Here is a 12,910-nt window from a genome sequence, read left to right on the forward strand (position 1 = left end):
GGACAGGGCCGTCAGCCGCCGTGCACGAACGCCCCCGCCGGCGCGCCCGTCAGTTCCACCAGCCACGCCGCCACGGCCTGCCCGAGCAGACGATAGCCCATGTCGCCCATATGCAGCCCGTCGGGCGACAAGTCCTCGCGCGACAGGCCCAGTTCGGCACACCAGGACTTCATGCGGGCGTAGCGGCCGAAGACCGGGATGTTCAGTTCCGCGCCGATGGCGTGGACGGCCGGGACGAAGGGCGGAAAGGCCGCGCATTCCTCCAGCATCCGGCAATATTGCGGATCGATCAGCGCCAGGTCGGCACCCGTGGCGCGTGTGGCCAGCAGGTCGCGCCGCGTCATGGCGGCATAGTCGTCCAGCTTCACGCCCTGCCACGGATCGTTGCTGCCGGTCTGCCACATCACCAGGTCCGCCCCGTCGGCCAGCACCGCCGGCAGGCGATCGTGCATTTCCTGGGCGCCGTTGCCGCCGATGCCGCGATTGATCACGGTCAGCCCACCGGGGACGAACGGCGCCAGCGCGCGTTCGAACACCGGGGCGAAACCGTGTTCCGGGCTGCTGGCCCCGATCCCCTCGGTGGTCGAGGACCCGAACAGGGTGACGCGGACGCCCTGCCCGCGCCGCAGCCGGTCGGTCAGGCGGGGCAGGATCGGCGAAGGAGGGGTATCGGTCATCAATGCGCTCTCTTCAGGCCTGGAACGGAAGATGACGGCGCATCGTGGTCTTTCGCCGCCGAGGCGCCCGCCATCCGTTCCTTCTGCCTGATGCGCTGGCGGTCGAGAACCGTCGCCAGCGCCCACAGGATCGTGAATCCGATCACATTCACCGCGATCTGCAGCCACCATCCCGCGCCGAACGTGGTGAAGACCAGCCGCGCGTACAGGTCGATGACCGTGCCGGTGGCGAAGACTTCCAGCGAATGGCGACCGAACAGCGCCATCACGCGCCCGATCCGGCCCTCGGCCATGTGCCGCGTCGCGTGCGAGGACTGCACCAGATAGAAGATCGCCATCACGTCCAGCAGGCGCAGGGGCGCCAGCACGCTCTTGTCCGGGGCCGCGACGACGAAGGGCCGCAGGTCCGGCAGCCCCCATTGCGACCACGGAAAGGCCTCCAGCGCCGACACCGCCAGATAGGCCCCGCATGCGACGCGCAGCCAGCCCAGGCGCGGCAAGCTGCCGTCATGCCGCGCCGCCAGGACCGACGCGCAGGCCCCCAGCGTGAACAGGAACTGCCAGGCCAGCGGGTCGAAATACCAGCCGTCGGGGTCCAGCCAGTTGGGGAAATTGATCGCCGGGTCCAGGTTGGTCAGCAGCCACAATCCGCCGCTGACCGCCAGGGTCAGCAGCAGGCTGGCCCGCATCAGCAGGTAGATCAGCGGAAAGCAGCCCAGCAGCACGATGTAGAGCGGCAGGATGTTGAGGTTGCTGGGCAGCGCGTCGAGGAACATGACCCGCCAGAACGAACTGAGCCCATGCGCCAGTTCGGGTTCCAGGAAATCCACCGGCACCGGCCAGAACCCCCGCCAGTAGCGGATGGTGGCCGTCGTCACCACCACCATGATGGCCTGGAAGACATACAGCCGCGCGCAGCGCCGCATCACCCGGCCCAGCCCGGCGCGCAGGCCCACACGGGCGAAATTGCGCCCATAGGCCAGCCACGAGGCATAGCCCGCCAGCAGCACGAAGATTTCCGCGGCGTCGGCGAAGCCGACATTGCGCAACGTGAAGCGGTTCAGGACGTTCTGCGGAATGTGATCGACGAACATCATCAGCAGGGCCACGCCGCGCAGCGCGTCGATGCGATGGTCGCGCCGCCCCCAGGATGAACGGGCATGCGGCCGGGCAGCCCCCTGCGGGCGGGACGCGGATGAGGTCATGATCGGCCGGCCCCCCTGAAGTCGATCGTTCGCGTGGCATGCCGTTCCGGGATGATCCCGGACGGTCCCCCGCAAGGCATATGCCCACAGATGGAGTAGAACGGGTCCCGACTCCAGCCCTCGTTGCGATTCCTTACATGGGCGTACACGCCGTTACCCGCCCCAACCTGATTTGCCCCAGCCTGATTTGCGATGGGGAATTTTTCGCCTATGTCCCGTCATCACGATACCCCCGGTGGCCATGGCCGCGAGGAAGGATAGACCCCCATGACGGACCCCACGCGCGCAGAAATCGAAACCATGCTGCGCCAGGTGCGCGACACGGCCGGAACGGCGATCCTGGACCATGCGGCGCTGGACGCGACGACGCTGCGCGACGGCACGCTGCACGTTGCCCTGGCGACCGACCGCGCGGGCGCCGGGCGCATCGAGCCGCTGCTGCCGCAGGCCGAGCGTGCCCTGCGCACCCTGCCGGGCGTCACCGCCGCCAGCGTGATCCTGACCGCGCACCGCGCCGCGCCGGCCGCCGCCCCTTCCCCGGGCGCCGCCGGCGGCGGGCACCGGCCGCTCAACCTGGGGGGGGCACCTGGACAGGCCGCGCAAGGCAAGCTGCTGCCCGGCGTCAAGACGGTCATCGCCGTGGCGTCCGGCAAGGGGGGGGTGGGCAAATCGACCACCGCCGTCAACCTGGCGGTCGGGCTGGGGATGGAGGGCCTGCGGGTCGGGCTGCTGGACGCCGACGTCCACGGTCCGTCCCTGCCGCGCATGATGGGCCTGCACCAGCCCCCCGTGGTGCATGAGGGACGGATGACGCCGCTGGACGCCTGGGGCATCCGCGCGATGTCCATCGGGCTGCTGGTGGATGAGCGGCAGGCGATGATCTGGCGCGGGCCGATGGTCATGGGCGCGCTGGGCCAGTTGCTGGGCGACGTCGACTGGGGCGTGCTGGACGTGCTGGTGGTGGACATGCCGCCGGGCACGGGGGACGCGCAACTGACGCTGGCGCAGAAGATCGCGCTGGCGGGGGCGATCGTGGTGTCCACGCCACAGGACATCGCCCTGCTGGACGCCAGGCGCGGTATCACGATGTTCGAGAAGATGAACGTGCCCGTGCTGGGCATGGTGGAAAACATGTCGTACTTCTGCTGCCCGAATTGCGGCCACCGGACCGACCTGTTCGGCCATGGCGGTGCCCGGGCCGAAGCCGCCGCCATGGGCGTGCCCTTCCTGGGCGAAATCCCGCTGCTGGCCGATATCCGCGCCAGCGCCGATTCCGGCGCCCCCATCGTCATCGGCGCGCCCGACAGCCCGGCTGGCCAGGCCTATCGTGCATTGGCGGGCACGATCGCGGCCACAATACGGCGAAGGACATAAGCGGGCCGCTGCCCGGCACCCCTACAACTTGCGGTCGCGCTTGATCCGGTCCCAGGCGGCGTTGATCCGCGCGATCCGTTCGGCCGCCGCTGCCAGCGCCGCCGCGCTGGCGCCGCGCGCGGCCATCGCATCGGGGTGATGTTCGCGCACCAGTTCGCGCCAGGCCGCGCGGACCTCGACATCGGAGGCGCTGCGCGCCAGGCCGAGGACGGCATAGGCATCGACCTCGTTCACGCCGGGGCGCGCGCCGCCGGATTCGGCACGGTCCCATGCCCCCGGGCTGAGCCCGAAGGCCTGATGCACCCGGCGCAGGAACTTCACCTCCTTCGGGTGCAGCGTCTCGCCCGCCGGCAGGTCCGCGCGGGCGATGAGGAACAGGGCGGCCAGGCCTTCCTCCAGCATGTCGGGGCGGTCGTGGAAGGCGCGCCCCAGCTCGCCCGCGAAGGATTCGAAATCGTCCACCCGCTGCCGCGCCTGGTCGAACAGGCGGCCGACATCCTTCGCGTTTTCCTGCGGGACCTGGAAACGGCGCTTGAAGGCGTCGATCTCGGCGCGATTCACCGGTCCGTCGCATTTGGCGACCTTGGCGGACAGCACCACCATCACCAACCCGTACAGCTGGTCGCGCTTGCCCATCACCGCGGCCAGCTTGGCAGCCACGAAGGTCGCGGCCCCGTTCGGATCGGCGTTCATGCGCGGGCCCCAGCGGTCCGTCCAGCCGCCGACCGGCGTTTCCAGGATCGACCCGTTATCGGCCGCATGCCCCAGGGCCGCACCCACGACGGCCCCCAGGGGCCCGCCCACCGCGAACCCCGCCACGCCCCCGAACAGTTTGCCCCAGATCGCCATTCTTCCCGCCCTGATCTCCAAACCAGATGGCCGCGAGCGGCGCACACGGCTTCACTTTTCCATTTTATAGCACCCGCCAGGCGCTCACCCCAAATCGCCGCCTTCCGTCCCGCGTCCCCGCGCCTCCTGCAACGCAGCCACGCGCAACGCGGATGCCAGCGGCCGCGCCGGATCGCGGGTGGCGTCGATTCCGCCGATCAGGGCGGCGACGCCAAGGCCGCGCGCCCGGGCCATCTCCTCCAGAGCCGACCAGAATTCGGGCTCCAGCGCCACGCTGGTGCGATGGCCGGACAGGACCAGGCTACGCTTGACCAGGATCCGGTCGCCCGTCATGACGGCAACCGTTCCACGGCCCAACGCGCGGCCTCGGCCACCACCGGGTCGGGATCGCCGCACAGATCCTGCGCCACCGGGCGCAGGGCCGCCAGCCCCGAATTGCCGATGGCGACCAGCACATTACGCACGAAGCGGTCGCGGCCGATCCGCTTGACCGGCGAACCGGAGAACAGGGCACGAAACGCCGCATCGTCCAGCCGGGCCAGCGCCGCCAGCCGAGGCGCCGTCAGGTCGTCGCGGGCCTGCAGCTTCATCTGCCGCGACGCGGTGGCGAAGCGGTTCCACGGGCATACGGCCAGGCAATCGTCGCAACCATAGATCCGGTTGCCCATCGCCGCCCGGAATTCCAGCGGAATCGGGCCGGGATTTTCGATCGTCAGGTAGGAAATGCACCGCCGCGCATCCATCCGGTAGGGTTCGGGGAACGCGTTGGTCGGGCATGCGTCCAGGCAGCGGCGGCAAGTGCCGCACCCCCCGCCCGACGGGTCGGTGCGCGGCAGGGCCAGGGTCGTATAGATTTCACCCAGAAGCAGCCAGCTTCCGTGACGGCGGGACACCAGGTTGGTGTGCTTGCCCTGCCAGCCCAGGCCCGCCCGTTCGGCCAGCGGCTTTTCCAGCACCGGGGCGGTATCGACGAAAACCTTGACCCCGGTCGCGGCGCCCGCGCGCGCGCCCTCGGCCACTACGAACTGCGCCACATGCTTCAGCATGCCCTTGACCACATCGTGATAGTCGCGATTGCGCGCATAGACCGAGATATTGCCCCGATCCGCCCGGCCCACGGTGGCCAGCGCGTCCGTGCCGGGCGCGTAGGACAGCCCCAGCGCGATCACGCTGCGCGCCTCGGGCCACAGGGCGCGCGGGTCGCCGCGCTGCGCCGACCGCTCGGCCAGCCAGCCCATGGACCCGTGATGCCCGGCCGCCAGGAAATCGGCCAGCCGCGCCCGGGCCTCGTCCCCCAGCGCGGCCTCGCAGAAGCCCACCGCGTCGAACCCCAGCGCCAGGGCCCTGTCGCGAATCGCATCGCGCAGGATGGCGGCTCTTCCGGGCGGCAGGCCGCCCTCCATCACGGGACCGGGGGAAGGTCGGGAGGCGGCATCTCATCGGGCGTCCAGTCTTCCATGGCCCATTCGGCGCGCAATCCGGCGGCGTGGGCACCCAGCGTGCCCGCGACGATCGCGCCGCGCATGCCGCGCATCAGCCGCTGGTAATAGGCCAGATTGTGCCAGGTCAGCAGCATCGGACCCAGGATTTCGTTCGCACGGAACAGGTGGTGCAGATAGGCCCGGCTGTGCCGCGTGCAGGCCAGACAGTCGCAATGGGGCGAAAGCGGACGGGTATCGTCGGCATGGCGGGCGTTGCGCAGGTTCAGCGTGCCGCGTTCGGTATAGGCGCGGGCGGTGCGGCCCGCCCGGGTGGGCATGACGCAGTCGAACATGTCCACCCCGCGTTCGACCGCCCCCAGCAGGTCGTCCGGCGTGCCGACGCCCATCAGGTAGCGCGGGCTGTCGTGCGGGATCAGCGGCACGGTCGCGTCCAGCGTCGCGAACATCAGGTCCTGCCCCTCGCCCACCGCCAGGCCGCCGATGGCGTAGCCTTCGAAGCCGATCCCGGTCAGGGCGCGCACGCTCTCGGCCCGCAATTCGGGTTCGGTCCCGCCCTGGATGATGCCGTACTGGGCATAGCCCGCGCGCGGCACGAAGGCTTCGCGGCAGCGGGCGGCCCAGCGCATGGACAGCCGCATGGACTGCGCGATCGTCTCGGGCGGGGCCGGCAGGGCCGGGCATTCGTCGAAGCACATGGTGATGGTGGCATCCAGCGCATGCTGGATGTCGGTCGATCGTTCGGGCGTCAGCCGGTGCTTGGACCCGTCGATGTGCGAATTGAACGTCACCCCGTCCTGGTCCAGCTTGCGCAGCGCGCCCAGCGACATGACCTGGAATCCGCCGGAATCGGTCAGGATCGGCCCCGGCCAGTCCATGAAGCGGTGCAGGCCGCCCAGGGCGCGGACCTTCTCCGCCCCCGGACGCAGCATCAGGTGATAGGTGTTGCCCAGCACGATGCCCGCCCCCGTGGAGCGCACGGAATCCATCGTCATCGCCTTGACGGTGCCGACGGTGCCGACGGGCATGAAGGTGGGGGTGGGGACCACGCCGTGGGCGGTATGCAGGTGCCCCGCCCGCGCCCGGCCCATCCGGGCCTGTTCCACCCAGCGGAATGCGGTGCTCATAGTCCCTGCTCCCCGGCGGCGGGCGCGCGATGCAGCAGGCAGGCATCGCCGTAGGAATAGAACCGGTAGCCGTCGGCGACGGCATGGGCGTAGGCGTCACGCATCCTGTCATATCCGGCAAACGCGCAGACCAGCATGAACAGGGTCGAGCGCGGCAGATGGAAATTGGTCATCAGCACGTCCACCGCCCGGAAGCGGTAGCCCGGGCGGATGAAGATCGCGGTGTCGCCGTCGAAGGGGCGGATCGTGCCGTCCGGATCGGCGGCGCTTTCCAGCAGGCGCAGCGACGTCGTGCCGACCGCGACGATGCGCCCGCCCGCCCGGCGCGCCGCGTTGATCGCATCGGCGGTCTCGGCCGTGATCACGCCGCGTTCGGCATGCATGCGGTGGGCGGCGATGCTGTCCCCCCGCACGGGCAGGAACGTCCCGGCCCCGACATGCAGGGTGAGGGTACACCGCCCCACCCCCGCCGCGTCCAGCGCCGCCAGCAGGTCCGGCGTGAAATGCAGCCCCGCCGTAGGGGCCGCCACCGCGCCGCGATGGGCCGAGAAGATGGTGGCGTAATCGACGCGGTCCTGTTCGGTCGGGCCGAAGGGCCGTGCGATATAGGGCGGCAGCGCCAGGACGCCCGCCGCCTGCAGGAAGGCGTCGAAGGCCGCACCCTCGGTATCGAAGCGCAGGACCACCCCGCCCTCGTCATCGCGCGAGATGACGGCGGCGGTATTGGGCGTGCCCGGAAAGGTCAGCACGTCGCCGGCCCGCAGCCTGCGGGCGTTGCGGGCCAGCGCATGCCATGTCCCGTCCGGCAGGATGCGGTCCAGCGTGATGCCGATCCGTGCCTCGCCCCGGCGGGCGTCCAGTTGCGCCGGGATGACCGCCGTATCGTTGGCCACCAGCAGGTCGCCGGGCCGCAGCAGCGACGGCAGGTCGCGCACGATGCGGTCATGGAACGGGCCGGCGGCCGGAATGTCCAGCAGCCGCGCGGAATCGCGCGGCCGCGCCGGATGCTCGGCGATCAGCGCGGGCGGCAGGTCGAAATCGAAATCGGAGGCAAGGTCGGTCATCGGATGCCCCGTTTACGGAATCCCGGGCCGCGTGGCCAGCATCTCACGCGGCCCCGCCGGACAGGCCCCGTTGGACAGGTGCCGCGCCACCCGTCAAAATGGAGCAAACCCGATAAGGGCCCCGTGGCCCCGATCATGGAACGGAGCGAAACAGATGTCCTATGCCGCACTCGACGCCGCACGCGTCGCCCGGGCCTGCAAGGTCGCGCTGAGCGTGCTGGAGGCCAATCCCGAAACGTCCGAGGCCCACATGCGCAAGACGCTGATGGTCCAGCGCATCGCCGCCCTGTCCGAGGCAGCCGCCGAATCCCCCGCCGGCGGCGGCGTCGTGACCCTGACGTCCGAGGAGTTCTGGCTGGTCAGCAAGAACTGGTAGAAAGCCTGAAAACAGGATGGACACGACCCCATGACATTCACATTGACCAGCCGCGCCTTCACCGAGGGCGGCCGCCTGCCGGATGCGCAGGTCTTCGACGGCATGGGCTATCGCGGCGGCAACGTGTCGCCGCCCCTGGCCTGGAGCGGCGCGCCCGAGGGCACGCGCAGCTTCGCCATCACGCTGTATGATCCCGACGCCCCGACCGGATCGGGCTGGTGGCACTGGGTGGTGGTCAATATTCCCGCCACCGTCACCAGCCTGCCCGCCGGGGCCGGGTCGGGCGATGCCGACCTGCCGGCGGGCGCGTTCATGACCCGCACCGATTTCGGCGGCAACAGCTATGGCGGCGCCGCGCCCCCGCCCGGCCCCGCCCATCGCTACATCTTCACCGTGCATGCGCTGGACACCGAATCGCTCAGCGTGCCGTCCGACGCATCCGGGGCGATGGTGGGCTTCTTCCTCCATAGCCATTCCCTGGGGTCGGCCAGCCTGACGGCGGTATTCGGCAAGGACGCGTAAGCCGGGATACGACCCCGACCTTCTTGGACAGCCACTGGTGGCATGGCTGCATGCTGGCTCCGTATCCTAAACAACGGAGCCCTCAAGTCGAGCAAGAAATAACTGACGCATGGAACATGTCTTTTCGCAGACCGACTTTATAGTTCTCGAAGTCCTGGCACTCCTGGCATCTTTTCTGTCCTTTGGGGTGGCATGCGCTCTGCGTCAGAACAATGGGGAAACAAGGCACCGGAAAATATTGAAGGCGTTGTTGCCAATTCCCTTTGGAACGACCCTCTGGACCATCCATTTCACGGCCATGCTTCGTACCGTCGGGTCGGAAAACATGTCCGTATCGATCGTGCATTGCCTTGCTTCCTTCGCCATCGTGATGGCGGGCGTTTTCCTCTCCTTGAAAGTAATAGATCGCAGATTTCCGTATTCGAACTACATCGCCGGTTTCGTATTCGGCCTCGGGATCGTTTTAAGCCACATCATCAACAAGAACTCCATTCACTCACTTCATGGATGCCCGACAAGGAATGTTCACAACGCAACCGACATCCTTGGAGTTGTCTTGCTTGGATTGTCTTTTGTTTTGCTGTGGTCCAGCATTCTGGGGTATTTTCTTGATTATTATGGAACCAAAAAGGTCCTGTCCCACCTGAAAAGCATGGCCACCACCGACAGGTTGACTGGCCTGGCGAACCGGAACTGTCTCGACGAGCAGTTTCCCGACATCCTGAAGAACGCGAAACACCGGAACCGGACCATCGGATGCCTGATCGTCGATCTGAACAATTTCAAGGATATCAACGATCAGTACGGCCATCTCTGCGGTGATGAAGTCCTCCGTACCATGGGAAAAAATCTGGGAAACCATTTCCGCCACCGCGACATCTTCATCGCCAGGCTGGGCGGCGACGAATTCGTCGCGCTATGCCCCTATGACAATATGGAAGGTCTTCAGACCTGCGCCCAGGAACTGCGCGACCTGCTCTGCCAGCCGAGCGAGATTGAAAGCATGCCCCTGACAGTCGGCTGCAGCATCGGCATCTCCCTTTTCCCTTCCGACGGCGACACCCAGAACATCCTGATGAAAAAAGCCGATCAGGCCATGTACGAAATCAAGAAAAAACGCATCAGCGGAATATCGTTCTACAGGGACCTTCCCCGCCCCTGACAGCGCGGCCTTGACCCGCACCCGCGTCCTAAGACGAACGCCGCCTCCGCCAGGGCAGCAAAAACGGCGCCCGGCCGTGGTGGCCGAAATGCGCCAGCCGCGCTTCGTGCAGGTGGACCTCGCCAAAGACCTGCAGGCGGATCATCAGCACGGTCGCGGCGACGCCTGCGAACGGGGCCACGCCATAGATCCAGAACCCCCGCCACTGGTCGGAAAACAGCGCCGGGCCCAGGCTGCGCGCCAGGTTGGTGCTGTCACCCGACAGCCAGGCCTCGAACGGGTTCAGCATGAAGAACAGCGGCCCGGCCAGCAGCGGCGTGGCCCAGCGCAGGCTGGCGTGGCCGCCGGTATAGAGCAGCGCGGTGATCAGCAGGGCGGTGGCACAGGCCTCGCCGGTGAAGGCCCACCACAGCGGCACCAGGTCGTAGGGCACGGTCGCGGCGAAATGGGTGGCGTGCGACCACGCCCCGAAGCGCGGCCAGGCCAGGCCGCCCAGCGCCACCAGCCCGGTGCCCAGCACCGCGCCCACCATCTGCGCCGCCATATAGCCCAGCATGTCCCGCCAGGCCAGCCGCCCGACCAGCGTGAAGGCCAGCGAGACCGACGGGCTGACATGCCCGCCGCTGACCCGGCCGAACGGCGACAGCGCCGCGATTGACCCGCCCATGCCGAAGAACAGCCCCTGCAGCGCGACCTGCAGGGCCGGATAATCCGCCAGCACCCGCCCCAGCGGGCTGCCGGCCGCCCCCAGCAGCACGTTGGTGGCCACGCCGAACACCATCAGCAGCACGGTGCCCGCGCATTCGCAGGCATAGAGCCGCGGATGCACCAGCCGGTCGGGATGGGGTTCGCCCGCCAGCGGACGGTCGTTGGGGTGAGGATACCGCGTCGGGTCGTCAACCGCCGGCGCGATCGGACTGACATCGGGCATGCGCTATCCCTGGTAGGAGGCGATCTCGACCAGATTGCCGTCCGGGTCCTCGCAATAGACCGAGGTCACGGGGCCCAGCGCGCCCAGCCGGGCGACCGGGCCCTCGGTCACCGTCACGCCGCATCCCTGCAGATGTTCCACTACGTCGTCGCTGGCCACGGCGGTGATGAAGCACAGGTCGTTGGTGCCGGGCAGCGCATCGGTCGCGGTGGACCAGCCCTCCGCCCCATGGGGACGGAGGTTGATCTTCTGGCCGCCGAACTTCAGCGCCGTACGGTTGTTGCGGCCATATTCCTCGCGCTCCATGCCCAACACCCGCTGGTACCAGGACGCCGAGACCTCCAGGTCGCGGACGGTGATGACGACATGGTCCAGCCGATCGACGGTAAAGCGCATGGAACGGAGGTCTCCCTTGGCCCAGGGGTGACGGGGCGAATCGCCCCGCCTCAGCCCGTCAGGCCTTCGTAGAAATCATTACCCTTATCGTCGATGACGATGAAGGCGGGGAAATTCTCCACCTCGATCTTCCACACCGCTTCCATGCCCAGTTCCGGATATTCCAGGACCTCGACCTTGCGGATGCAGTCCTTGGCCAGCCGGGCCGCGGGCCCGCCGACCGAGCCGAGATAGAAGCCGCCATATTCATGGCAGGCGTCGCGCACCGCCTTGGACCGGTTGCCCTTGGCCAGCATGACGAACGACCCGCCGGCTTCCTGCAGCATGGCGACATAGCTGTCCATGCGACCGGCCGTGGTGGGACCGAACGAGCCGGTCGGCAGCCCGTCGGGCGTCTTGGCCGGGCCGGCATAATAGACGGGATGGTCCTTCAGGTATTGCGGCAGCCCCTCGCCGCGTTCCAGCCGCTCGCGGAACTTGGCGTGGGCGATGTCGCGCGCCACGACCACGGTGCCGGTCAGCGACAGGCGCGTACGGACCGGATAACGCGACAATTGCGCGCGGATTTCGGTCATCGGCTGGTTCAGGTCCACCTGCACCACCTCGCCGCCCAGATGCTCGTCCGTCGTCTCGGGCAGGAAGCGCGCGGGGTCGGTTTCGAGCTGTTCCAGGAAGAACCCGTCGGCGGTGACGCGCGCCTTGATCTGCCGGTCGGCCGAGCAGGACACGCCGATCCCCACCGGCAGCGACGCCCCGTGGCGCGGCAGGCGCACCACGCGCACGTCATGGCAGAAATACTTGCCGCCGAACTGCGCGCCGATTCCCAGGGACTGGGTCAGCTTCAGGACCTCCTGCTCCATCTCCAGGTCGCGGAAGGCATGGCCCAGCGGGCTTCCCTGCGTGGGCAGGGTGTCCAGCCAGTGCGTCGAGGCCAGCTTCACCGTTTCCAGGGTCTGTTCGGCCGACATGCCGCCGATCACCACGGCCAGGTGATAGGGCGGGCAGGCCGAGGTGCCCAGCGTGCGCACCTTGACGGCCAGCCATTTCAGCAGGTCTTCCTTGCTGGACAGCAGGGCGCGGGTTTCCTGAAACAGGAAGGTCTTGTTGGCCGACCCGCCGCCCTTGGCGACGAACATCAGGTCCATCTGTTCGGAATGATAATCGCCGGGCGATGCCGAGATATGGAACTGCACCGGCAGGTTGGTGCCGGTGTTCACTTCCTCGAACATCGACAGCGGCGCCATCTGCGAATAGCGCAGGCTGGTGCGGGTATAGGTGTCGTACACCCCGCGCGAGAACGCTTCCTCCTCGTTCCCGTCGACCCAGACGCGCTGGCCCTTCTTGCCGTAGACGATGGCGGTGCCGGTATCCTGGCACATCGGCAGCACGCCGCCCGCCGCGATGCAGGCGTTCTTCAGCAGGTCCAGCGCCACGAACCGGTCATTGTCCGAGGCCTCGGGGTCCTTCAGGATCTTGGCCAGCTGCGCCAGGTGCCCCGGACGCAGCAGGTGGGCGATGTCGTGGAAGGCCCGGGCGGCCAGTTCGCTCAGTGCCTCGGGCCTGACATGCAGAACGGTGCGGCCGTCGCACACGGTGGTGTGCACGCCCTCGATCTCCAGCTTCTTCCAGGGCGTATCGTCGTCATGGCCCGGAAAGAGCGGGCCGTAGACGAACGGCTTGAGGGGTGGTTTGGGGGGGGTGGATGACGCATTCACTTCGGACGTTCTCCCTGTGCCTGTCTCCCCCGGATTGCTTCCGGGTGGGGGCGGTTCACGGGGTGCCCGGCCG

The 12,910-nt window shown here is 68.1% G+C and carries 14 protein-coding genes; 4 read left to right on the forward strand and 10 right to left on the reverse strand.

Annotation, left to right across the window (positions count from 1 at the left end):
• Positions 1-11: 11 nt before the first annotated feature.
• Together GDIA_RS05655 and GDIA_RS05660 are read right to left on the reverse strand one after the other, a co-directional pair.
• A complete protein-coding gene (locus tag GDIA_RS05655; protein WP_012553611.1) occupies positions 12-677 on the reverse strand; it encodes an SGNH/GDSL hydrolase family protein in 666 nt (221 codons plus the stop codon).
• Positions 677-1,882: an OpgC family protein gene (locus GDIA_RS05660; RefSeq protein WP_012553612.1), complete on the reverse strand. Its 1,206-nt coding sequence runs from the start codon at positions 1,880-1,882 to the stop codon at positions 677-679. The genes GDIA_RS05655 and GDIA_RS05660 overlap by 1 nt, the downstream gene beginning before the upstream one ends.
• 267 nt (positions 1,883-2,149) lie before the next feature.
• On the opposite strand from GDIA_RS05660, the gene GDIA_RS05665 reads away from it, so the two are divergent.
• On the forward strand, positions 2,150-3,256 hold the full coding sequence (locus GDIA_RS05665; RefSeq protein WP_012553613.1) for an Mrp/NBP35 family ATP-binding protein: 1,107 nt from the start codon (positions 2,150-2,152) through the stop codon (positions 3,254-3,256).
• Between the two features lie 21 nt (positions 3,257-3,277).
• Here GDIA_RS05665 and GDIA_RS05670 read toward each other — a convergent pair whose 3' ends face one another.
• The 5 genes from GDIA_RS05670 to queA form a co-directional block, all read right to left on the reverse strand.
• On the reverse strand, positions 3,278-4,105 hold the full coding sequence (locus GDIA_RS05670) for a TerB family tellurite resistance protein (protein WP_012553614.1): 828 nt from the start codon (positions 4,103-4,105) through the stop codon (positions 3,278-3,280).
• An 84-nt stretch (positions 4,106-4,189) separates the two neighbouring features.
• The gene (locus GDIA_RS05675; RefSeq protein WP_012223668.1) at positions 4,190-4,438 is read right to left on the reverse strand and encodes a ribbon-helix-helix domain-containing protein; all 249 of its coding nucleotides are present in this window, start codon (positions 4,436-4,438) and stop codon (positions 4,190-4,192) included.
• A complete protein-coding gene (gene queG / locus GDIA_RS05680; protein WP_012553615.1) occupies positions 4,435-5,508 on the reverse strand; it encodes a tRNA epoxyqueuosine(34) reductase QueG in 1,074 nt (357 codons plus the stop codon). The genes GDIA_RS05675 and queG overlap by 4 nt, the downstream gene beginning before the upstream one ends.
• Complete coding sequence (tgt, locus tag GDIA_RS05685; RefSeq protein WP_012553616.1) at positions 5,508-6,671, reverse strand: tRNA guanosine(34) transglycosylase Tgt; 1,164 nt, start codon at positions 6,669-6,671, stop codon at positions 5,508-5,510. Before tgt ends, queG begins: the two co-directional genes overlap by 1 nt.
• Positions 6,668-7,735 (reverse strand): tRNA preQ1(34) S-adenosylmethionine ribosyltransferase-isomerase QueA, encoded by a 1,068-nt coding sequence (gene queA / locus GDIA_RS05690; protein WP_012553617.1) that lies wholly within the window; start codon positions 7,733-7,735, stop codon positions 6,668-6,670. The genes tgt and queA overlap by 4 nt, the downstream gene beginning before the upstream one ends.
• Before the next feature lie 154 nt (positions 7,736-7,889).
• On the opposite strand from queA, the gene GDIA_RS05695 reads away from it, so the two are divergent.
• From GDIA_RS05695 to GDIA_RS05705, 3 genes are all read left to right on the forward strand, one after another.
• Complete coding sequence (locus GDIA_RS05695; RefSeq protein ID WP_012223661.1) at positions 7,890-8,111, forward strand: hypothetical protein; 222 nt, start codon at positions 7,890-7,892, stop codon at positions 8,109-8,111.
• A gap of 30 nt (positions 8,112-8,141) precedes the next feature.
• The gene (locus GDIA_RS05700) at positions 8,142-8,633 is read left to right on the forward strand and encodes a kinase inhibitor (protein WP_012223656.1); all 492 of its coding nucleotides are present in this window, start codon (positions 8,142-8,144) and stop codon (positions 8,631-8,633) included.
• Positions 8,634-8,742: 109 nt separating this feature from the next.
• Positions 8,743-9,795 (forward strand): GGDEF domain-containing protein, encoded by a 1,053-nt coding sequence (locus tag GDIA_RS05705; RefSeq protein ID WP_012223655.1) that lies wholly within the window; start codon positions 8,743-8,745, stop codon positions 9,793-9,795.
• A gap of 28 nt (positions 9,796-9,823) precedes the next feature.
• Here GDIA_RS05705 and GDIA_RS05710 read toward each other — a convergent pair whose 3' ends face one another.
• From GDIA_RS05710 to GDIA_RS05720, 3 genes are read right to left on the reverse strand one after another with little or no spacing between them, the layout of a single operon-like run.
• Entirely contained in the window at positions 9,824-10,726 is a 903-nt protein-coding gene (locus GDIA_RS05710) for an MIP/aquaporin family protein (RefSeq protein WP_012223654.1), read from the reverse strand.
• A gap of 3 nt (positions 10,727-10,729) precedes the next feature.
• Complete coding sequence (locus GDIA_RS05715; RefSeq protein WP_012223653.1) at positions 10,730-11,122, reverse strand: VOC family protein; 393 nt, start codon at positions 11,120-11,122, stop codon at positions 10,730-10,732.
• Between the two features lie 50 nt (positions 11,123-11,172).
• Positions 11,173-12,837, reverse strand: a complete 1,665-nt coding sequence (locus tag GDIA_RS05720; RefSeq protein WP_012553618.1) for a fumarate hydratase — start codon at positions 12,835-12,837, stop codon at positions 11,173-11,175.
• Positions 12,838-12,910 lie beyond the last annotated feature (73 nt).

It is taken from the genome of Gluconacetobacter diazotrophicus PA1 5, assembly GCF_000021325.1.
Taxonomy (GTDB): Bacteria; Pseudomonadota; Alphaproteobacteria; order Acetobacterales; family Acetobacteraceae; genus Gluconacetobacter; species Gluconacetobacter diazotrophicus.

Bases quoted from the DNA above. Each gene is read 5' to 3' on its own strand.
- GDIA_RS05655 (WP_012553611.1), bottom strand. From the start codon at position 677: ATGACCGATACCCCTCCTTCGCCGATCCTGCCCCGCCTGACCGACCGG.
- GDIA_RS05660 (WP_012553612.1), bottom strand. From the start codon at position 1,882: ATGACCTCATCCGCGTCCCGCCCGCAGGGGGCTGCCCGGCCGCATGCC.
- GDIA_RS05665 (WP_012553613.1), top strand. From the start codon at position 2,150: ATGACGGACCCCACGCGCGCAGAAATCGAAACCATGCTGCGCCAGGTG.
- GDIA_RS05670 (WP_012553614.1), bottom strand. From the start codon at position 4,105: ATGGCGATCTGGGGCAAACTGTTCGGGGGCGTGGCGGGGTTCGCGGTG.
- GDIA_RS05675 (WP_012223668.1), bottom strand. From the start codon at position 4,438: ATGACGGGCGACCGGATCCTGGTCAAGCGTAGCCTGGTCCTGTCCGGC.
- queG (WP_012553615.1), bottom strand. From the start codon at position 5,508: ATGGAGGGCGGCCTGCCGCCCGGAAGAGCCGCCATCCTGCGCGATGCG.
- tgt (WP_012553616.1), bottom strand. From the start codon at position 6,671: ATGAGCACCGCATTCCGCTGGGTGGAACAGGCCCGGATGGGCCGGGCG.
- queA (WP_012553617.1), bottom strand. From the start codon at position 7,735: ATGACCGACCTTGCCTCCGATTTCGATTTCGACCTGCCGCCCGCGCTG.
- GDIA_RS05695 (WP_012223661.1), top strand. From the start codon at position 7,890: ATGTCCTATGCCGCACTCGACGCCGCACGCGTCGCCCGGGCCTGCAAG.
- GDIA_RS05700 (WP_012223656.1), top strand. From the start codon at position 8,142: ATGACATTCACATTGACCAGCCGCGCCTTCACCGAGGGCGGCCGCCTG.
- GDIA_RS05705 (WP_012223655.1), top strand. From the start codon at position 8,743: ATGGAACATGTCTTTTCGCAGACCGACTTTATAGTTCTCGAAGTCCTG.
- GDIA_RS05710 (WP_012223654.1), bottom strand. From the start codon at position 10,726: ATGCCCGATGTCAGTCCGATCGCGCCGGCGGTTGACGACCCGACGCGG.
- GDIA_RS05715 (WP_012223653.1), bottom strand. From the start codon at position 11,122: ATGCGCTTTACCGTCGATCGGCTGGACCATGTCGTCATCACCGTCCGC.